Annotated in this window: 16 protein-coding genes; 6 read left to right on the top strand and 10 right to left on the bottom strand. The window is 71.7% G+C overall.

Annotation, left to right across the window (positions count from 1 at the left end; translation table 11 throughout):
• The first annotated feature begins 37 nt into the window (after window positions 1-37).
• On the top strand, window positions 38-643 hold the full coding sequence (locus MB828_RS27780) for a GTP-binding protein (protein WP_301650619.1): 606 nt from the start codon (window positions 38-40) through the stop codon (window positions 641-643).
• Between the two features lie 3 nt (window positions 644-646).
• Here the strand turns inward: MB828_RS27780 and MB828_RS27775 are convergent, their stop codons facing one another.
• Complete coding sequence (locus MB828_RS27775; RefSeq protein WP_046730097.1) at window positions 647-1,075, bottom strand: PPOX class F420-dependent oxidoreductase; 429 nt, start codon at window positions 1,073-1,075, stop codon at window positions 647-649.
• Between the two features lie 94 nt (window positions 1,076-1,169).
• Between MB828_RS27775 and MB828_RS27770 the strand changes: the two genes are divergently transcribed.
• Window positions 1,170-1,583 carry a roadblock/LC7 domain-containing protein gene (locus MB828_RS27770; protein ID WP_046730096.1) on the top strand — a complete coding sequence of 138 codons (414 nt, stop codon included), beginning with the start codon at window positions 1,170-1,172 and terminating at the stop codon, window positions 1,581-1,583.
• Between the two features lie 126 nt (window positions 1,584-1,709).
• The gene (locus MB828_RS27765) at window positions 1,710-2,729 is read left to right on the top strand and encodes a DUF6397 family protein (protein ID WP_301650618.1); all 1,020 of its coding nucleotides are present in this window, start codon (window positions 1,710-1,712) and stop codon (window positions 2,727-2,729) included.
• Here MB828_RS27765 and MB828_RS27760 read toward each other — a convergent pair.
• Together MB828_RS27760 and MB828_RS27755 are read right to left on the bottom strand one after the other, a co-directional pair.
• Complete coding sequence (locus tag MB828_RS27760; protein ID WP_301650617.1) at window positions 2,666-3,532, bottom strand: acyl-CoA thioesterase; 867 nt, start codon at window positions 3,530-3,532, stop codon at window positions 2,666-2,668. The genes MB828_RS27765 and MB828_RS27760 overlap by 64 nt on opposite strands.
• A gap of 58 nt (window positions 3,533-3,590) precedes the next feature.
• Complete coding sequence (locus MB828_RS27755) at window positions 3,591-6,104, bottom strand: DEAD/DEAH box helicase (RefSeq protein ID WP_301650616.1); 2,514 nt, start codon at window positions 6,102-6,104, stop codon at window positions 3,591-3,593.
• 145 nt (window positions 6,105-6,249) lie between these two features.
• Here MB828_RS27755 and MB828_RS27750 point away from each other — a divergent pair, with 145 nt between their 5' ends.
• Window positions 6,250-7,044: a metal-dependent hydrolase gene (locus tag MB828_RS27750; RefSeq protein ID WP_301650615.1), complete on the top strand. Its 795-nt coding sequence runs from the start codon at window positions 6,250-6,252 to the stop codon at window positions 7,042-7,044.
• Window positions 7,045-7,052: 8 nt separating this feature from the next.
• Here MB828_RS27750 and MB828_RS27745 read toward each other — a convergent pair whose 3' ends face one another.
• From MB828_RS27745 to MB828_RS27720, 6 genes are all read right to left on the bottom strand, one after another.
• Entirely contained in the window at window positions 7,053-7,313 is a 261-nt protein-coding gene (locus MB828_RS27745; protein WP_133024927.1) for a type B 50S ribosomal protein L31, read from the bottom strand.
• Window positions 7,314-7,436: 123 nt separating this feature from the next.
• Window positions 7,437-7,907: a DUF5709 domain-containing protein gene (locus MB828_RS27740; protein WP_301650614.1), complete on the bottom strand. Its 471-nt coding sequence runs from the start codon at window positions 7,905-7,907 to the stop codon at window positions 7,437-7,439.
• 198 nt (window positions 7,908-8,105) lie between these two features.
• Entirely contained in the window at window positions 8,106-9,887 is a 1,782-nt protein-coding gene (locus MB828_RS27735) for an ABC transporter ATP-binding protein (RefSeq protein ID WP_301650613.1), read from the bottom strand.
• Window positions 9,884-11,662: an ABC transporter ATP-binding protein gene (locus MB828_RS27730; protein ID WP_301650612.1), complete on the bottom strand. Its 1,779-nt coding sequence runs from the start codon at window positions 11,660-11,662 to the stop codon at window positions 9,884-9,886. Before MB828_RS27730 ends, MB828_RS27735 begins: the two co-directional genes overlap by 4 nt.
• A 217-nt stretch (window positions 11,663-11,879) precedes the next feature.
• On the bottom strand, window positions 11,880-13,832 hold the full coding sequence (locus tag MB828_RS27725; RefSeq protein ID WP_430381437.1) for an N-acetylmuramoyl-L-alanine amidase: 1,953 nt from the start codon (window positions 13,830-13,832) through the stop codon (window positions 11,880-11,882).
• Between the two features lie 213 nt (window positions 13,833-14,045).
• Complete coding sequence (locus MB828_RS27720) at window positions 14,046-15,554, bottom strand: M1 family metallopeptidase (protein WP_301650610.1); 1,509 nt, start codon at window positions 15,552-15,554, stop codon at window positions 14,046-14,048.
• Between the two features lie 172 nt (window positions 15,555-15,726).
• On the opposite strand from MB828_RS27720, the gene MB828_RS27715 reads away from it, so the two are divergent.
• Both MB828_RS27715 and MB828_RS27710 read left to right on the top strand, forming a co-directional pair.
• Window positions 15,727-17,322 carry a peptide-N4-asparagine amidase gene (locus MB828_RS27715; RefSeq protein ID WP_301650609.1) on the top strand — a complete coding sequence of 532 codons (1,596 nt, stop codon included), beginning with the start codon at window positions 15,727-15,729 and terminating at the stop codon, window positions 17,320-17,322.
• Window positions 17,323-17,490: 168 nt separating this feature from the next.
• Window positions 17,491-18,891, top strand: a complete 1,401-nt coding sequence (locus tag MB828_RS27710; protein WP_301650608.1) for a cation:dicarboxylate symporter family transporter — start codon at window positions 17,491-17,493, stop codon at window positions 18,889-18,891.
• 69 nt (window positions 18,892-18,960) lie between these two features.
• Here the strand turns inward: MB828_RS27710 and MB828_RS27705 are convergent, their stop codons facing one another.
• Entirely contained in the window at window positions 18,961-19,413 is a 453-nt protein-coding gene (locus tag MB828_RS27705; protein ID WP_301650607.1) for a MarR family winged helix-turn-helix transcriptional regulator, read from the bottom strand.
• Window positions 19,414-19,494 lie beyond the last annotated feature (81 nt).

Raw genomic sequence — 19,494 nt, 5'->3', positions numbered from 1 at the left:
TCCCCGAGCGGCTTTCGCCCTCCCGAGAGAAGTGATCATGGTCCTCGAGTACTCCGAACCCGCCGCCGACGACACGTCGGCCATGGCGCTCAAGATCCTGGTCGCCGGCGGCTTCGGCGTCGGCAAGACGACACTGGTAGGCGCCGTCAGCGAGATCCGGCCGCTGCGCACCGAGGAGATGCTCAGCGAGGCCGGACAGTCGGTGGACGACACGGACGGTGTGGACCAGAAGGTCACCACCACCGTCGCCATGGACTTCGGACGCATCACCATCCGCTCCGGACTCTCCCTGTACCTTTTCGGCACCCCGGGCCAGGACCGATTCTGGTTCCTGTGGGACGAGTTGTCACAGGGCGCCCTCGGCGCGGTCGTCCTCGCAGACACCCGCCGTCTGGAGGACTGCTTCCCGGCGGTCGACTACTTCGAGCACCGGCACATCCCGTTCGTCGTCGCCGTCAACTGCTTCACCGGCGCCCGGACGTACGGCGCGCCCGACGTCTGCCGTGCCCTGGACCTGGACCCCGGCACGCCCGTGGTCCTCTGCGACGCCCGCGACCGGGACTCCGGCAAGGAGGTGCTGATCCGGGTCGTCGAGTACGCCGGGCGGGTGCACACCGCCCGGCTGCTCGACTCGGTCGGCTGAGCCTCAGCCGGTGAGGTCCTTCAACGCCACCACCTTCTCCACGGCGACCCGGACCAACAGCTCGCCCGGGACGCCGTTGCGGGCACCGAACTCCTCGGCGCGGTCCTCTCCCATGTAGCGGGCGGCGATCCGGGTGGCCGAATCGCGCAGCTCGCCCGGTTCCTCGGACAGCCGGGCGCGACCGTTCAGCACCACGAAGTGGAAGGGGGGCCGGTCGTCGTCCACGCAGAGCGCGACACGCCCGTCACGGGTGAGATTGCGCCCTTTCACGGTGTCCTTGCCCGTGTTGAACACCAGATCGTCCCCGTCCAGCAGGAACCAGATCGGGGCCACATGCGGGCTGCCGTCGGCGTTCACGGTGGACAGCTTGCCGGTGCGGGTGCCGTGCGAGACGAACGCCCGCCATTCCTCGTCGGTCATCTTCTCTGCCATGCGCCCATCCTCCTTGCCCGGACGCCGGTGGTGGGGAAGGCTGGCGGGGAGATCCTCCAGCCAGGGGGAACGGCACGCGGGGAGACGCTACGACATGGCGCAGAACCAGGGACTCGGCTGGCTGCTCGACGACCTGACCGAGCGCGTGGAACACGTACGACACGCGCTGGTCCTGTCGAACGACGGGCTGGTCACCGGGGCCAGCACGGGCCTTCGCCGGGAGGACGCGGAGCATCTGGCCGCCGTGGCCTCCGGGTTGCACAGCCTCGCCAAGGGCTCCGGACGCCACTTCGGCGCCGGCCAGGTCCGGCAGACGATGATCGAGTACGACGAGGCGGTGCTGTTCGTCACCGCCGCCGGGACCGGCAGCTGTCTGTGCGTCCTCAGCGGCGCCGAGGCCGACATCGGCCAGATCGCCTACGAGATGACACTGCTCGTCAACCGCGTCGGCGAACATCTCGGCGTGGACGCCCGGCAACCGGAGCGCTCCTCCGCGATAGACCTCTGACCTGGTATTTCATCTCGTCCGTGGAGTTATCCACAGGCCCGCCACGAGGTTCGCCCGAGCGGCTACGGTCTTTTCCACGGCCAGCGCACCCGGCGTCGGCCACCCGCTCCACGGGGGAGAACGACCATGTCCGGCACCATCCTCACCCAGACCCGCCCGCTCACCTGCGCACCCAGCCGAGCCGCCCGTGAACTGGGCCTCAGGCGGCGTGAGTTCGACCTCGCGGTACACCTCGGGCGGATCCGCACGGTGCCCGACGAGGGAGGCGGGGGCCGCCGCGTCCCACGGACCGAGATCGACCGCCTCCTCGCCCGCACCGACTCCCTCCGCGAGAGCGTGAAAGCCGCGGGCACGGCCGAGAGCGCGGCCCTGATGGGGATCCCGGCGGCCCGGTTCACCCGCTTCGCCAGGCTCGGTCTGATCACTCCCGTCACGTGGTACCCGAACCGCTACCGGGCCGTGGTCTGGCTCTATCTGGCCGAGGAACTACGGCAGTTCACGGCCGACGAACGGAACACCCGGCTGCTCACCGGCCGCACCCCCCAGGAACTGCGCGAGCTGCTGCGCACGGGCGTCGACCGGCGGGCCCGCAACTGGCGCGGCCGCCACCGCGGATTTCTGCTGCGGCAGGCCGACGGACCCTGGGCGCGAGCCGGAGCGGTGGCCGCGTTCCTGGATCCCGGCGAGATCGACCACCTGCTCACGGACCCTCACGAACGCGCATACGTGCGGACGCTGCGGCCCGCGCCGCCCGCCCACGGCGCACCCGGTTCGCCCACCGCGCAACTCGCCGAGGAGCTCATGACGGCGGACGAGCCGGACGAGATCGACTGGCTCCGCAGCGAACTCACCCAGGCGGTCGCGGCCGCCCGCGCCGCCGGTCCCGTGCCACACCTCGAACCGCGAAACCACGGGCCCGCCCCCCGGACATCGGGACCCGCTCCCCAGACCTCGGGACCGACCTCCCGGAATTCGGGACCCGCTCCCCAGACCTCGGGACCCGCCCCGCAGACCCCGGGACCCGCACCCCGGCTCCCGCACCCGGTGCGGCCGAGGACCTCCCGCGGCCTGCGCGACTGGATCTACAAGGCCCTGAAAAGCCCTTCCTGGACCACCGAGACCAGCAGCCGCCCCTCGAGGTCGTAGACCCGCCCGCGCGCCAGGCCCAGGCCACCCGTGGCGATGGGGGACTCCTGCTCGTACAGGAACCACTCGTCCGCCCGGAACGGCCGGTGGAACCACATGGCGTGGTCCAGCGAGGCCATGTCGTAGTTGCGCGGCCCCCACAGGGGCTCGACGGGGACCCGTACCGCGTCCAGCAGGGTCATGTCGCTGGCGTAGGTCAACGCGCAGGTGTGCACCAGCGGATCGTCGCCCAGCGGTCCGACCGCGCGCATCCACACCGCACTGCGCGGTTCGGCGCCCTTTATCTCCTCGGGGTGCCAGCGCAGCCGGTCGACATAGCGGATGTCGAAGGGCTGGCGGCGGGCCATCCGCTCCAGCTGCTCGGGGAGTTCGCCCAGGTGCTTGCGGATCTCCTCGGCCAGCGTCGGCAGCGTCTCCGGGTGCGGCACCTCCCGGGCCGGCGGCAGCTGGTGCTCGAAAGCTCCCAACTCAGGCTTGTGGAAGGAGGCGGTGAGATTGAAGATCGTGCGGCCCTGCTGCACGGCCGTGACCCGGCGCGTCGTGAACGACCGGCCGTCCCGGACCCGTTCGACCTGGTACACGATCGGCACGCCCGGCCGGCCCGGGCGCAGGAAGTACGCGTGCAGCGAGTGCACCGGGCGGTCGCCCTCCGTGGTGCGGCCCGCGGCGACCAGCGCCTGGCCCGCCACCTGCCCGCCGAAGACCCGCTGGAGGGACTCCTGGGGACTGCGGCCACGGAAGATGTTGACCTCGATCTGCTCCAGGTCGAGCAGGTCGACCAGTCTCTCGGCCGGGTTCGTCATGCGTGCGATTCTCCTGTGCTCGAATCGGTGCTCAGAGCTGGTGTGCTCGAATCGGTGCTCAGAGCTGGCCGACGTCGGTGACGCGGACGACCGCACGGCCCTCGGCGTCGGAGGCCGTCAGGTCGACCTCCGCGCTGATGCCCCAGTCGTGGTCGTCGTTCGGGTCGTCGAAGATCTGCCGGACGCGCCACAGCGCGTTCTGCGGCTCCTCCTGGATCACCAGCAGCTTGGGGCCGCGGGCGTCAGGACCGGTACCCAGGTCCTCGTACTCGTCCCAGTACTTGTCCATCGCCTCGCCCCACGCGTCGGCGTCCCAGCCGGACTCCGCGTCCATCTCGCCCAGTTCGTCGACCTGGTCGAGGGCGGCCAGCTCCACCCGGCGGAACATCGCGTTGCGGACCAGGACCCGGAAGGCGCGCGCGTTGGCGGTGACCGGCTTGACCTCGTCAGCCTTCTCCTGCGCCTCCTCGGCCGTCATCTCCTCCGGGTTGGCGAGCTGCTCCCACTCGTCGAGCAGGCTGGAGTCGACCTGGCGGACCATCTCGCCCAGCCACTCGATCAGGTCCTGAAGGTCCTCGGACTTGAGGTCGTCCGGGATGTTGTGGTCGAGGGTCTTGTAGGCGCTCGCGAGGTAGCGCAGCACGATGCCCTCCGTGCGGGCCAGCTCGTAGAAGGACACCAACTCCGTGAAGGACATCGCCCGTTCGTACATGTCCCGGATGACCGACTTGGGCGACAGCGGATGGTCACCGACCCAGGGATGGCTCTTGCGGTACGTGTTGTACGCGTGGAAGAGCAGCTCCTCCAGGGGCTTCGGGTAGCTGACGTCCTGGAGGCGCTCCATGCGCTCCTCGTACTCGACGCCGTCCGCCTTCATGGCGGCCACCGCCTCGCCCTTCGCCTTGTTCAGCTGGGCGACGAGGATCTGCCGCGGGTCGTCCAGCGTGGACTCGACGACGGACACCATGTCGAGGGCGTAGGAGGGCGACTCGGGGTCGAGGAGTTCGAAGGCGGCGAGCGCGAACGTGGACAGCGGCTGGTTGAGCGCGAAGTCCTGCTGGAGGTCGACCGTCAGGCGGACGATGCGCCCGGAGGCGTCCGGCGTCTCCAGCTTCTCGACGATCCCGCCGTCCACCAGCGAACGGTAGATCGCGATCGCCCGGCGGATGTGGCGCAGCTGCTGCTTGCGCGGCTCGTGGTTGTCCTCCAGCAGGTGGCGCATCGCCTCGAACGCGTTGCCCGGACGGGCGATCACCGACAGCAGCATCGTGTGCGTCACCCGGAAACGCGACGTAAGTGGCTCCGGCTCGGACGCGATCAGCTTCTCGAAGGTGTTCTCCGTCCAGCCGACGAAGCCCTCCGGCGCCTTCTTGCGCACCACCTTGCGCCGCTTCTTCGGGTCGTCGCCCGCCTTCGCGAGCGCCTTCTCGTTCTCGATGACGTGCTCGGGCGCCTGCGCGACCACGAGACCCGCCGTGTCGAACCCGGCGCGCCCCGCCCGGCCGGCGATCTGGTGGAACTCACGGGCGCGCAGCGTCCGCACCCGGCTGCCGTCGTACTTGGTGAGGGCGGTGAACAGGACCGTGCGGATGGGCACGTTGACACCCACGCCCAGGGTGTCGGTGCCGCAGATGACCTTCAGCAGACCGGCCTGGGCGAGCTTCTCCACCAGCCGCCGGTACTTGGGGAGCATGCCGGCGTGGTGGACACCGATGCCGTGCCGGACGTAACGGGACAGGTTACGGCCGAACTTGGTGGTGAACCGGAAGTTGCCGATCAGCTCGGCGATCTGCTCCTTCTCCTCCTTCGAGCACATGTTGATGCTCATCAGCGCCTGCGCCCGCTCCACCGCCTGCGCCTGGGTGAAGTGCACGATGTACACCGGCGCCTGCCTGCTCTCGAGGAGTTCGGTGAGTGTCTCCGTCAGCGGCGTGAGCTTGTACTCGTAGGAGAGCGGCACCGGCCGGGTCGCCGAGCGGACCACCGAGGTGGGCCGGCCGGTGCGGCGGGCGAGGTCCTTCTCGAAGAAGGAGACGTCGCCGAGGGTGGCCGACATGAGGATGAACTGCGCCTGGGGCAGTTCGAGGAGCGGGATCTGCCAGGCCCAGCCGCGGTCGCCCTCGGCGTAGAAGTGGAACTCGTCCATGACGACCTGGCCGACGTCCGCCTGCTTCCCGTCGCGCAGGGCGATGGAGGCGAGCACCTCCGCGGTGCAGCAGATGACAGGCGCGTCGGAGTTCACGGAGGCGTCGCCGGTGAGCATGCCCACGTTCTCGGTGCCGAAGATCTTGCACAGCTCGAAGAACTTCTCCGACACCAGCGCCTTGATCGGGGCCGTGTAGAAGGTGACCTCGTCGCGGGCCAGCGCGGCGAAGTGCGCGCCCGCGGCGATCATGCTCTTGCCGGAGCCGGTCGGCGTCGACACGATCACGTTCGCCCCGGAGACCGCCTCGATCAGCGCCTCCTCCTGGTGGGGGTAGAGCGTGAGCCCACGCTCCTCGGCCCACGCCTCGAAAGCTTCGTACAGGGCGTCGGGGTCGGCGGTCGGCGGCAGTCGATCGATGAGGGTCACGGACCCATCTTGCCTGGCCCACCCGCCGAGGGGGGAATCGGCTTCGAGCCCGAAGATCATGACCGCTACGCTGTGTCGCCGACGGAGCGTCATCGCACCCGGTCAACTGGACAGCGGTACACGAGGAATGGGGCGGGCTACGGCCATGATGGGACCAGCACACTCACTGTCGGGAGCCGCCGCCTGGCTCGGCGTCGGAGCGGCCGCCGCCGCGGCCGGACACCCGATGCCCTGGCCGGTGCTGCTGGTCGGGGCGCTGATCTGCGCCGGCGCCGCGCTCGCCCCCGACCTCGACCACAAGGCCGCCACCATCTCGCGGGCCTTCGGACCGCTGTCGCGCTGGATCTGCGAGATCGTCGACAAGCTGTCGTACGCCGTCTACAAGGCCACCCGCAAACCCGGCGACCCGCGGCGCTCCGGCGGCCACCGGACACTGACGCACACCTGGGTGTGGGCGGTCATGATCGGCGGCGGCTGCTCGGCCGCCGCGATCTTCGGTGGGCGCTGGGCGGTGCTGGCGGTCCTCTTCGCGCACATGGTGCTGGCGATCGAGGGTCTGCTGTGGCGGGCCGCCCGCGGCTCCAGCAGCGACGTGCTGGTGTGGCTGCTCGCGGCGACCAGCGCCTGGATCCTGGCGGGCATCCTCGACAAGCCGGGCAACGGCTCGGACTGGCTGTTCACCCAGCCCGGCCAGGAGTACCTGTGGCTGGGCCTGCCGGTGGTGCTGGGCGCGCTGGTGCACGACATCGGCGACGCGCTGACCGTCTCGGGCTGCCCGATCCTGTGGCCCATCCCGATCGGCCGCAAGCGCTGGTACCCGCTGGGCCCGCCGAAGGTGATGCGGTTCCGCGCGGGCAGCTGGGTCGAGCTGAGGGTGCTCATGCCGGTGTTCATGGTGCTCGGCGGCATAGGCTGCGCCGCCGCCCTCAACGTGATCTGACCCGGCGGTCAGCCGGTCTTCCCGGAGCCGTCCCCATAGCGGCGCTGGAACGCGGCGACGCGGCCCTCGGTGTCCACCGTGCGGGCCTTGCCGGTGTAGAAGGGGTGGCTCTCGGAGGAGATCTCCACATCGACCACCGGGTAGGTCTCACCGTCGTCCCACTCGATGGTCTGCTCGCTGGTCGCCGTGGACCGGGTCAGGAAGGCGTATCCGGCGGCGCGGTCGCGGAAGACCACGGGGTGGTAGTCGGGGTGCTTGTCCTGCTGCATGGCGGCTCCTCGAACAGGCCGAACCGGGCGGAGGGGGCGGAAGGGGCGGAGGGGGCGGATCAGGCGGACGGGCCGGTCAGGTGGCAGGGGACCGACGGGGCGGACGGGCCGGTCGGGGCCGGGTCAGCCGTAGGGGGAGTCCTCGTCGACGATGTGCATCGCGGCCTCCTCGGCGGAGGCTCCGGCGCCGTCGATGCCGACGTCGCTGGCGACCAGGCCGTTCTCGTCGTCCTCGTGCGTCCCCTCGTTCGGGGCGACGAGCCGGCCGGAGCGCAGGTCACCGACCTCGTTGTCCAGGAGTTCGCCGTCGGTGCCGGCGCAGTCGCCGATGCCGTCGCCGTCGGGGGCGCCCTGTTCCGGCAGCTCCTCGGAGAGCCGCTGGTCCAGCGTCTCGCCCTGGTGGCGCTCGGCCGCGGTCACACCGGTGTGCTCCACCGCCCACGGCCGCTCCGGCGGGGACCAGCCGCGGTCCAGGGGATCGGCCACGCCGTCGAAGTCCAGGGTGTCCTCGACGTCGAGGACACCCGAGTCCTCCCGGATCTCGGACTCGTCGGGCTGGTAGACGTCGTCCCCCCATCCGTCGGCGGTGGTCACGGCTACCTCCAGGGGGTGAGGACGCGGTCCGCGAGGCGGGCCGCCGGCACGCTCGGCACGGGTCTCACACGGCGCGAACCCTCCGGTTCCCGGCCGGTCCCCGAACCCCTGCCGCTCTCCAGCCTTCCACCCCTGCTCGCACCCGCGCAACGGCACGGGGCCCGACCTGGGCCGTGCCCGCCGGGCCGCCGCGACCCCTCACCCGTGCCACGACCGCCACAGCGCCGCGTAGGCGCCGTCGGCCGCCACCAGCTCGTCGTGGCTGCCCAGCTCGCTGATCCGGCCGTTCTCGACCACGGCGATGACGTCCGCGTCGTGGGCGGTGTGCAGCCGGTGGGCGATGGCGACCACGGTGCGGCCGTCCAGGACCCGGGCCAGGGACCGCTCCAGATGGCGGGCCGCGCGCGGATCCAGCAGCGAGGTCGCCTCGTCCAGGACCAGCGTGTGCGGGTCCGCCAGCACCAGCCGGGCCAGCGCGATCTGCTGGGCCTGCGCCGGGGTCAGGACCGCCCCGCCGGAGCCGACCTCGGTGTCCAGACCGTCGTCCAGGGCCCGGGCCCAGCCGTCCGCGTCGACCGCGCCCAGGGCCGCCCACAGCTCGGCGTCCCCGGCGTCGGTCCGGGCGAGCAGCAGGTTGTCGCGCAGGGACCCCACGAAGACATGGTGTTCCTGGTTGACGAGGGCCACGTGGGACCGGACCCGTTCGGCGGTCATCCGGGAGAGTTCCGCGCCGCCCAGGGTGATCCGGCCGTCGCGGGGCGCGTAGATCCCGGCGAGCAGCCGGCCGAGCGTGGACTTGCCGGCTCCCGAAGGACCGACCAGCGCCAGCCGGGTGCCGGGCGCGACCTCGAGGGAGACCTGACGCAGCACGTCGACGCCCGGCAGGTAGCCGAAGCGGACCTCGTCCGCGAGGACCTCGCGGCCTTCGGGGGCCAGCGATCCGTCGCCCGCGTCCGGTTCGATGTCCCGCACCCCGACCAGCCGGGCCAGCGACACCTGGGCCACCTGGACCTCGTCGTACCAGCGCAGGATCAGGTTCACCGGCTCGACCAGCATCTGGGCGATGAGCGCGCCCGTCGTCAGCTGGCCGATGCCGATCCAGCCCTTCAGCACGAACCACCCGCCGAGGATCAGCACCGAGCCGAGGACCGTGGTGTGGGTGGCGTTGATCGCGGGGAACAGCACCGACCGCAGCCAGAGCGTGTAGCGTTCCCACGCCGTCCACTGGGTGATCCGCTGTTCGGACAGGGCGATGCGCCGGTCGCCGAGGCGGTGCGCCTCGACGGTGTGCCCGGCGTCCACGGACTCCGCGAGGACGGCGGCCACGGCCGCGTAACCGGCGGCCTCGGAGCGGTAGCCGGAGGGGGCCCGCCGGAAGTACCAGCGGCAGACGACCACGAGGATCGGCAGCGCCAGCAGCACGGTGGCGGCCAGCGGCGGTGCCGTGACGGCGAGCCCGCCGAGCAGCAGCACGACCCACACCACGCCGATCGACAGCTGGGGCACGGCTTCCCGCATGGCGTTGGCGAGCCGGTCGATGTCGGTGGTGATCCGGGACAGCAGGTCGCCGGTGCCGGCCCGTTCCAGGACGCCCGGCGGCAGCCCGACCGAGCGGACCAGGAAGTCCTCGCGCAGATCGGCCAGCATCCGCTCGCCGAGCACGGCGCCGCGCAGCCGCACCTCCCGCACGAAGACGGCCTGCACGGCGAGCGCAAGCACGAACAGGCCGATGGTCAGGCCCAGATGGAGTTCGCGGGCGCCGTCGGAGACCCGCTCGACGAGCGCGCCGAGCAGGTACGGGCCGACCATGGAGGCGACCACCGCCACCGCGTTGACGGCGATGAGGAGGGTGAAGGCCCGGCGGTGCCGGCGGAAGAGCTCGGCCACGTAGGCGCGCACGGTCGCGGCGGCGCCGACGGGCAGGGTGGCGGCCGTCGTCGGGGCCGCCGGGTCGTAGGCCGGTGGTGCGACGCCGATCATGCGCTCTCCTCGATCTCTTCCAGCGCGCCGCGCAGGGCCGCTTCCTCGTCGGTCTCCCGGGTCACCACCGCCCGGTACAGGGGATCGGCGTGCAGCAGTTCGCGGTGCACGCCGACCGCCGTGACCTCGCCCTCGTGCACGAGGACCACCCGGTCGGCCCGGTCGAGCAGCAGCGGCGAGGAGGTGAACACCACGGTCGTGCGGCCGGAGCGCACCTCGCGGATCCCGTCGGCGATCCGTGCCTCGGTGTGCGAGTCGACGGCGGAGGTGGGCTCGTCCAGGACGAGCACTCCGGGGTCGGTGATCAGCGACCGGGCCAGCGCGAGCCGCTGGCGCTGCCCGCCCGACAGGGACCGCCCGCGCTCGGTGATCCGGGCGTCCAGCGGGTCGGTGACGTCCAACGAGCCCTGGACCAGGGCTTCCAGCACGTCCGCGCACTGCGCGGCGGCCAGTGCGTCCTCGGCCCGCACCGCGCCTGAGGCCGGCACGTCGAGCAATTCGCGCAGCGAACCGGACAGCAGCACGGGGTCCTTGTCCTGGACGAGCACCGCGGTGCGGGCGGCGGCGAGGGACAGTTCGTCGAGCGGTACCCCGCCGAGCAGCACGGAGGTACCGGCCTCGGCGGGGTGGCCGCCCAGCCGTTCGGCCAGCTGTCCGGCCGCGTCGGGGTCGCCGCAGACCACGGCGGTCAGCCGGCCCGCGGGGGCGAGCAGGCCGGTGGCGGGGTCGTACAGGTCGCCGTCCGGCACCTCGGCCGCGCGTGAGCCGCCGATGTCCGTGGCCCGCTCCAGGGAGAGCACCCGCGCGGCCCGTTTCGCCGCGGGGCGTGAGAAGGAGTAGGCCATGGCGATCTCGGTGAAGTGCTGCAACGGGTAGTTGAGGATCATGACCGCGCTGTAGACGGTGACCAGCTCGCCGACCGTGACGCTGCCCTGCCGGGCGAGCTGGACGCCGTGCCAGACGACCACGATCAGCAGCAGCCCGGGCACCAGCACCTGGATCGCGGAGATCAGCGCCCACATCCGGGCGCTGCGCACGGCGGCCCGGCGTACCTCCTGGGAGGCGCGGCGATAGCGGTCGAGGAAGAGGTCCTCGCCGCCGATGCCGCGCAGCACCCGCAGGCCCGCGACGGTGTCCGAGGCCAGCTCGGTGGCGCGGCCGGCCTTGGTGCGCTGGTGGTCCGCTCGCCGGGTGGCCCTGGGCAGCAGCGGCAGCACCGCCAGCGCGACCAGCGGCAGGCCGACGGCGACGACCCAGCCGAGGGCCGGCTGGTAGAAGAGCAGGCCGACACCGACCGCGACGACGGTCAGCGCGGCAGCGGTGAAGCGGGAGACTGCTTCCACGAACCAGCCGATCCGCTCGACGTCGGCGGTGGAGACGGCCACCACCTCACCGGCCGCCACCCGCCGGGTCAGACCGGAGCCCAGCTGGGCGGCCTTGCGGGCGAGCAGCTGCTGGACGCGGGCGGCCGCGGTGATCCAGTTGGTGACAGCGGCCCGGTGCAGGAAGGTGTCGCCGAGGGCGATCGCCGTGCCGCACAGCACCAGCAGACCGCCGGTCAGCGCCAGCCGGGTGCCGGACCGGTCCACCACGGCCTGGACGGCGGAGCCCACGCAGAACGGGAGCAGGGAGACGGACACGAAGTGCAGCAGCCCCCAGGCCAGTGCCTTGAGCTGGCCGCCCAGCTGGTTCCGCCCGAGCCACCACAGGAACCGGGGCCCCGAGCGGGCGTCCGGCACACCCGGATCGGGATACGGAAGATCTTGAATCTGCATGACGTATGACGTCCCAGCGGCTCGTGTCGGGGAGGGGGAATGAGGGAGGGGGAAACGGAACGGAGAGGCGGCGACAAGCTGTGAAAGGTTCGCGTCGGAGCGTGCTCGAAATCAAACGGTTTTCCCGGGCGGCGGCCGAAACGCGTACAGCCGTAGGACGCCACCCGCCTCGAGTGCGGGTGGCGTCCTACGGCTGTACCTCGGTGCCGGCCTGCCGCTACCGCGTGCCGTGCGTGTCCAGCAGGTCCACGTCGTTCGCCCTGACGTAGGCGAGCCGGTGGCCGAGCTGGATCTCGTAGTACCGCTCGTGGCCCAGCACGACGGGCTGGGGTACGTCAGAAAAGGTCGACCTGTCGACATAGGAACCACCAACACCGGACTGGGTCACGTACCGCTGACCCGCCCGGACGGTGTACGGCAGCGGCGACTCGTCCTCCTCCTCGACCCCCTCCGGGTAGGCCTCCTCCTCCGGGAGGGCACGCCCGAACACCGGGATCTCGTCCAGGCCCTCCTTGGGGGTCACCATCCGGCCGCTCGCGCCGACGGCCGTCGGGTGCGCGGCGGGGTTCTTGAACCACGCCTTGTGCCCCTGGAACCAGATCGCCGTCCACTCGCCGCTGCGGTCGGCGACGGCGAACGTCTGGCCGGTGGAGACGCGCGAGCCCAGGTCGCTCACGTCCTCCGTGGAGCTCTCGCCGTCCGGCCTGCGGCCCGGGTCCTGGATCAGCGGAGCGTTCTCGTCCGGCCGGGTGTACAGCCGCACGGCGCTGGAGCCGTGCGGCTGGCAGCGTCTGCCGTCGCCCTCGCACCCCGTGTACCGCGGTTTGTGGGTGGCGTAGTCCGGCAGGATCATCACCATCGGGCTGTCCGGTCCCGCCGTCGCCTTCAGCGGGGCGCCGAGCAGGTCGAAGTAGTGCCGCCAGTCCCAGAACGGACCGGGGTCCTCGTGCATCTCGGGGATGGAGTCGGCGGTCGGCGCGGGCACGTTGTCGTGGCCGAAGATGTGCTGCCGGTCCATCGGGACGCCGTACTTCTTCGCCAGGAAGCGCACCAGACGCGCCGAGGACCGGTACATCTGCTCCGTGTACCAGGTGCCGGGGTGGGCGAGGAAGCCTTCGTGCTCGACGCCGATGGAGCGGGCGTTCACGAACTTGCTGCCGGAGTGCCAGGCCTCGTCCTTCGTCCTGACGTGCTGGGTGATGTGGCCGTCGCTGGAGCGGACCGAGTAGTGCCAGGAGGCCTCGGTCGGATCCTGCACGGTCTGGAACATGTTCGGCAGCGTCGACTCGGTGTCGTGGATGACGATGTACTCGATCCGCTGGTCCCGGGGCCGGTCGGCGAGATCGTGGTTGCCGTAGTCGCCGTCCTCGTCGATCTCCTCGTAGGGTGCGGCGAGCCAGTCGCAGGACAGTTCGGGAGGGCACTCGACGTTCTTCGGCCGCGGTGCCGCCGGGGGCCCGGGATGCGGTCTGACGCCGGGGGAGGCGGGCAGGGTGACCTCCTGCCCCTCGGCGGTGGTCCGGTGCGCGCCCCGGCGGATCAGGCCGAAGACGTCGTCGGCGTAGGTGGCCGCCGTCGTCACGTCACGGGTGCCGGGGAAACGTTCCACCGCCTGCCACCAGTCCTCCGGGTCGGTACTGAGCGGCTTGCCGAGGTGCCGTTGCGCGGCGGCCAGCAGCGCCGCGCCGCCGCGGACGTTGGCGACGGCGTCCGTCCGCAGCTGCCCGGCCGGGACCCGGATCAGCCGCGCGGCGCGTTCCAGGTTCGCGGGCTGCACGGCGTGGCCGCCGGAGGTGAACGCCGTTCCGGCGAGCGGGTCGGCGGGACTGCCGTCCGGCGCCCGCGGGCCGGGCGCGGGCGCCGGGCCACGGCCGCCGCCGGCGTCCAGGAGGTGCATCGGCCCGTAGCCGCCCGCGACGCTGGGGGTGCCGGGGTGGGTGTCCCAGCGCGACTGCATGTACGAGACGCTCATGAGCACACTGCGCGGCACGTGGAACTCGCGCGCGGCGTCCGTGAAGGCGTTCTGCAGCCGCTGGTCCTCGGTGTCGTCGGCGCCGGAGGCCGGAAGGATGAGCAGGGGTGGCAGCAGCGCGGCCGTCGCGATCAGGCAGGCCGCCAGACGGCACGACCGAAGGGCGCCGGGCACTCGTGGAGCGACAGTTCTTCTCATACCAGAGGGTCTCCAACCGCTTGCTGAGGGTCTCCGAGCACGCTCGTCGCAACCAGGGCAGGGGGTTTGCCCTCGATGTCACCCCTCGTACGTTTCCGTGCCCGGCGCGGCACGGCGCGCCGAACGTCAACCGGGTGGACCAGCGCTCCGGCAGAGGCCACCCGGTCGGCGGGCACCGGTGAGGCATCCGCCAGGGGTCCGCGGCGCGCCCGTTCAGTCCTCGACCGGGTCCACGCGCCAGTCGGGGTGCCCCGGCATCGCGGGGGTGTCCGGGCCGTACAGCCAAGGGGTCAGAAAGGGCGTCAGATCCTCGCCGGCGACCTCGGAGGCGAGCGCGACGAAGTCCCGGGTGCCCGCGGCACGGCCCCGGTACCTGGTCACCCAGGTGCGCTCGATCCGGTCGAACACCTCGTCACCCACCTTCTCCCGCAGGGCGTACAGCACCAGCGCCGAGCCGTCGTACCGCATCACCTTGAACAGCGTCGGCTCCGTCGGTTCGGCCGGGGCGCCGTCGTCGTGACGCCACTGGTCGTGCTGCTCGTACGCGGCCCGCATGGCGTCCTCCATGCCGACGCCCCCGTGCTCCGCGGAGTACAGCCGTTCGTAGTACCGGGCGTGACCCTCACTCAGCCACAGGTCCGACCAGCGCCGGACGGCGACGCTGTCGCCGGTCCAGTGGTGGGTCAGTTCGTGGACGAGATTCCGTTCGGCGTCGATCCGGTCGCCCAGCAGGTCGCCCTTCGGCACGACGGACAGCGACTGCGTCTCCAGCGCCACCGGCAGGTCGGTGTCCCCGACCAGCACGCCGTAGCGGTGGAACGGGTACGGGCCGAGACGCCGTTCCAGCCAGGCGAGGTGCTCCGGGGTGCGTGAGCGTTCGGCCTCGGTGGCCGTGACCAGGTCGTCCGGCACGACGTCCCGGACCGGCAGTCCGTGCGGTCCCTTTCCGTCGGTGAAGGTGAACTTCCCGATCGCCACCTGGACCAGCTGGGCGGCGATCGGTTCCTCGGAGTCGTACGTCCACCGGACGCGTCCGCCCGGCCGGCCGACGCGTTCGACGAGCCGGCCGTTGGCCACCGCGCCGAGCCCCGGTGGGGTGGTGATGCGGAAGGTGACCGGGGCGCGCAGGCTGGGGTGGTCGTTCACCGGGAAGACCAGCTTGGCGCCGTCGGGCTGAGCGTAGATCAGGGTGCCGTCGGGGGTGGGCACCCAGCCGTACTCCCGGATCGCGTCGCTCCGGTGCCGTCGCCCGGTCGGGTCGGCGGTGTAGGTGACCCGGACGGTGAACGCGGCGCCCCGGGGGATCGGGCGGGCGGGTGTGACGACGAGTTCGTCCCCGTGGCGTTCGGCGGTGGCCGGTGCGCCCTCGACGGTGACCCCGTGCAGTGTGTTGCCCGCGAAGTCCAGGTCGAAGCGGGACAGTGCCTGGGTGGCGGTGGCCGCGACGGTGGTGCCGGCGGGGAACGGTGTCCGGGGCGCCCGCCAGTCGAAGTCGAGGGTGTAACGCCGTACGGTGTAGCCGCCGTTGCCGTCCAGCGGCATGAGGGGATCGCCGATGCCGGGTGCGCCCGGCGCGGCGGCCGGCCCGGCGGGACCGGGAGCGGGGGAGTGCCGGCCCTCGCGCGGAGGGTCGGTGAGAACGGCTTCGCAGGTGAGGGCGACGGCTCCGCCGAGGGCGAGGGCGAGTGCCGCGCGGCGGACGCGAGCGGTCGTGATCTGCATGGCAGCACTGTGTCAGCAGAGTCATCTCATAGCACCATATGTCCACCCTGGGCGCGCCTGAGGCACGCCTCGGGCGCACCCGACCGACCCGTAGGGGGCAGGGGGCCGCCGCGTGATCGTCGGCCGGTCTGCTCGTTGCGGCCGGCGGCCGACTCCCCGTAGAACACCGGCCATGAGAAGACGGATCGTCATGTCCATGCTTGCCGGAGCGGCGCTCCTGACGAGCACGCTCCTCGGTACGGGCGCCCCCGCCGCCCGCGCCGCCGACGTCCCGGCCGAGTTCGGCACCGACTGGCACGACCCGGTGACCGCGGCCCCGCCGGTGTCCGTACCGGAACACGCCACGTCCTGCCGGGTCACGCTGGCCGAGGCGCAGTTCCGCGACTTCACGCCGTACCGGGGCGCGTACACGCCCCCGCGGGGCTGCGGCGACCGCTGGAGCAAGGTGGTGCTGCGGCTCGACGGCAAGGTGAAGGGCCGTCAGTACGACCGCCTGGGCTACCTGCACGTCGGCGGCGTCGAGGTGCTGCGCACCTCCACCCCCGAGCCCTCCCCGGACGGCATCGAGTGGCACGTCGAGAAGGACGTCACCCGCTACAGCGACACCTTCCGCGGCGCCCAGGACGTCGAGATGCTCATCGGCAACGTCGTCGACGGCACCTACACCGGCGTCATCGACGTCAAGGTCACGCTCACCTTCTACGCGGGCCGCCCGCCGGCCACCGCTCCCGACAAGGTGCTGACCCTGGACGGCGGCACCACCCTCACCACCCCGCGCAACAGCGAACGGGTCGTCGCCGAGGTGTACGCCACCGGATCCGGCGGCGGCTGCGAGGAGTTCTGGTATCTGACGGTGGCCGACCCGGCGTCGTACTCCTGCAAGGCGGACAAGGGGCCGTACCGGGAGGTGCAGATCACGGTCGACGGCCAACTGGCCGGAATCGCCGCGCCGTTCCCGAACGTGTGGACGGGCGGCTGGTCCAACCCCTTCCTCTGGTACGTCATCCCGGGCCCCCGTGCCTTCGACGTCAGGCCGATCGAATACGACCTGACGCCGTTCGCCGGGCTCCTGAACGACGGGCGCCCGCACCGCGTCGAGGTCTCCGTCACCGGGGTGCCCGAGGGTCAGGCCGGCTGGAGCGCCCCGGTGAACGTACTGGTCTGGCAGGACCACCACCGCGCCCACGTGACCGGGAAGCTCACCGGGGCCACGGCCTCCGAGCCCGTCAACTCCTCGGTGTACACGCCGGGTTCGGGGGAGTACCGGGTGGACACCGACGCCGGGCACCGGCTCACCGTCGCCGGTTACGTCGACACCTCGCACGGCCGGGTGACCACCACCGTCGCCCGGACCCTCGCCAACACCTCCGTCCACCGCTGGAACGACGGCGAGACGACCGACGCCCTCGACGCCACCTGGACGGACGACCAGAGCGTCACCGTGCGGGCGGGCGGACCGCCCCGGACCACGCGCACCCAGCGGACGTACACGATGAACGGCGCCATCACCATCGGCACGGACAACCGGCTGCGCACCGAACTGGCCCTCGGTGACCGGGCGACGGTCGTCCGGCCCGGCGCCGACCGCTCGCGGTCCGACGACTCCTACCGCGGCGACGCGTCCTACCTCCTGGACGTGCCCCGCGACCAGCGGCACGCGGTCGGTACGTCGAGCGAGCGCTACCGGCTGTACGGGCCGGGCGAGTGCTACGACCGTTCGCTGGCCACCGAACAGGGGGTGCTGACGGAGGACCGCGGCGGCTGCTGAGCCGACTCGTGTGCGATGCGTCACTCCGCGCGTGATTTACCCGGCTGACACACCGTGGTTTCGGACGGGATCAACAAGGCCTTCAGGGTGATCGACACGGAAGCCGCTTTCCGTATCGCAGAAGTCCCGCTCGGCTTCCGTGAGTCGAAACCCCCACAAGGAGTGCCCGTGCCGCAGTCCGTACCGTCCCTGCCGGGACGCGTCGCACGCATACTGCGTACCTCTCTCTTCGCGCAGGTCGCCTGCGCGCTCGTACTCGGAATCGTCGTCGGGCGGCTGTGGCCCGGCTTCGCCGCGGACCTCCAGCCGCTCGGCGACGGTTTCACCCGGCTCATCAAGACGATCATCTCCCCGCTGGTGTTCTGCGTGGTCGTCGTCGGCATCGCCAAGGCCGGTGACCTGAAGGCGTTCGGGCGCATCGGGCTCAAGGCGCTGGTCTGGTTCGAGGTGGCCAGCACGCTCGCGCTGGTCATCGGACTCGTCGCCGCCAACGTGGTGCGGCCGGGATCGGGCATGCACGTCGACCCGGCCACGCTGAGCGCCAAGGCGGTCGACGCGAAGACGGGCGGCGGGTCACTGCCCTCCACGACGGAGTTCGTCCTCGACGCCCTGCCCACCAGTTTCGTGGGCGCCTTCGCCGAGAACTCCCTGCTCCAAGTGCTCGTGCTGGCCTGCCTGGTGGGCGCGGCCCTGCTGCACCTCGGGCACACCAGGGTGCCGCAGGTACTGCCGGCCGTGGAACAGGCCCAGGAGGTCGTCTTCGCGATCGTCGGCTTCGTGATGCGGCTCGCCCCGATCGCCGTCTTCGGCGCGACGGCCGTCCTGATCGGCCAGTACGGGCTCGGTGTGATCGAGACGTACGCCAAGCTGATCGTCCTGTGCTACGCGGCCGCCGCGCTCTTCATCGCCCTGCTCGCGGTCGTCCTCAAGGCGCTGACGGGGCTCAGCCTGTGGAGGTTCGTCCGCTACATCCGCGCGGAACTGCTGCTCGCGCTCGGCACCGCCTCCACGGAGTCCGTGCTGCCGCGCGTGATGCAGAAGCTGCGCAAGGCGGGTGCCCCTGACGACGCGGTCGGCCTGGTGCTGCCCACCGGCTACTCCTTCAACCTCGACGGTGCCTCGCTCTACCTCTCCATCGGCACCCTGTTCATCGCCCAGGCCGTCGGCGTCGACCTCAGCCTGGGTCAGCAGATCACCGTCGTCCTGGTGCTGATGCTCACCAGCAAGGGCATGGCCGGCATCCCCGGTTCGGCCTTCCTCGCGCTGTCCGCGACCGCCTCCTCGCTCGGCGCGATCCCGGCCGGCGCCGTCGCCCTGCTGCTCGGCGTCGACCGCATCATGGACTCGATGCGTGTCGTCACCAACCTGCTCGGCAACTGTGTCGCCGTGTTCGCGGTCTCCCGCTGGGAGGGTGCGCTGGACGTCGAACGGGCGAAGAAGGCACTGGGCGACGAGGTGCAGCCGGCGGAGGAACCTGGGGCGGCGCCGGAGCGGGAGCCGGAGCCGGAACGGGAGCCGGAGTCAGGGGCGGAGCGGGAGCCGGTCAGGGAGCCGGTGCTCGACAGCTGACCGACTGCCGTACGGCTCGGGGCGGCTCCCTTTCCGGCAGCGCCGGGAAGGGAGCCGCCCCGGCGTGCCTCAACAGTGCTTCGCCGCCACCGGACCGTCGACCAGCGTGTCCAGCAGACCGCCCAGCGCCTCCCGCTGCTCCTGCGACAGCGGCGCCAGGATCTCCGCGGCGGCGGCTCTGCGTGCCGCGTGCAGTTCGGCCAGGGTCGCGTGCCCCTGGTCCGTGATCTCGATCCGGGTCACCCGGCGGTTCGTCGGGTCCGGTGCCCGGCGCACCTTACCGCTCGCCTCCAGACCGTCGACCAGGGTCGTCACCGCACGCGGCACCACCTCCAGGCGCTCGGCGAGATCAGCCATGCGCGGGGGCGCGTCATAGTGCGCGAGGGTGCGCAGCAGCCGGGACTGGGCCGGTGTGACACCGAGGTCGCGCGCCTGGAGGTGGCGCTTCTGGATGCGCCACACCCGGCGCGTGAGGCGCAACAGCTGCTCGGCGAGCGGGCCGTCGGGGTCGGGGGTGTTCATGCGGGAATAATAACAGGACTCAGTTCATTGTGAGCGTAGGTAACAGTGAGCTATGCTCCGCCAGTCCGTACACACCGCACC

This window comes from Streptomyces arenae (genome assembly GCF_022343545.1).
GTDB classification, from domain to species: domain Bacteria; phylum Actinomycetota; class Actinomycetes; order Streptomycetales; family Streptomycetaceae; genus Streptomyces; species Streptomyces humi.
The sequence above is the reverse complement of the archived record's forward strand: the minus strand, read 5'-3'. Positions and strand labels throughout refer to the sequence as shown.

Excerpts from the sequence above, each read along its gene's own strand:
- MB828_RS27780 (WP_301650619.1), top strand. The coding sequence starts at position 38 with ATGGTCCTCGAGTACTCCGAACCCGCCGCCGACGACACGTCGGCCATG.
- MB828_RS27775 (WP_046730097.1), bottom strand. The coding sequence starts at position 1,075 with ATGGCAGAGAAGATGACCGACGAGGAATGGCGGGCGTTCGTCTCGCAC.
- MB828_RS27770 (WP_046730096.1), top strand. The coding sequence starts at position 1,170 with ATGGCGCAGAACCAGGGACTCGGCTGGCTGCTCGACGACCTGACCGAG.
- MB828_RS27765 (WP_301650618.1), top strand. The coding sequence starts at position 1,710 with ATGTCCGGCACCATCCTCACCCAGACCCGCCCGCTCACCTGCGCACCC.
- MB828_RS27760 (WP_301650617.1), bottom strand. The coding sequence starts at position 3,532 with ATGACGAACCCGGCCGAGAGACTGGTCGACCTGCTCGACCTGGAGCAG.
- MB828_RS27750 (WP_301650615.1), top strand. The coding sequence starts at position 6,250 with ATGATGGGACCAGCACACTCACTGTCGGGAGCCGCCGCCTGGCTCGGC.
- MB828_RS27745 (WP_133024927.1), bottom strand. The coding sequence starts at position 7,313 with ATGCAGCAGGACAAGCACCCCGACTACCACCCCGTGGTCTTCCGCGAC.
- MB828_RS27735 (WP_301650613.1), bottom strand. The coding sequence starts at position 9,887 with ATGATCGGCGTCGCACCACCGGCCTACGACCCGGCGGCCCCGACGACG.
- MB828_RS27730 (WP_301650612.1), bottom strand. The coding sequence starts at position 11,662 with ATGCAGATTCAAGATCTTCCGTATCCCGATCCGGGTGTGCCGGACGCC.
- MB828_RS27725 (WP_430381437.1), bottom strand. The coding sequence starts at position 13,832 with ATGAGAAGAACTGTCGCTCCACGAGTGCCCGGCGCCCTTCGGTCGTGC.
- MB828_RS27720 (WP_301650610.1), bottom strand. The coding sequence starts at position 15,554 with ATGCAGATCACGACCGCTCGCGTCCGCCGCGCGGCACTCGCCCTCGCC.
- MB828_RS27715 (WP_301650609.1), top strand. The coding sequence starts at position 15,727 with ATGAGAAGACGGATCGTCATGTCCATGCTTGCCGGAGCGGCGCTCCTG.
- MB828_RS27705 (WP_301650607.1), bottom strand. The coding sequence starts at position 19,413 with ATGAACACCCCCGACCCCGACGGCCCGCTCGCCGAGCAGCTGTTGCGC.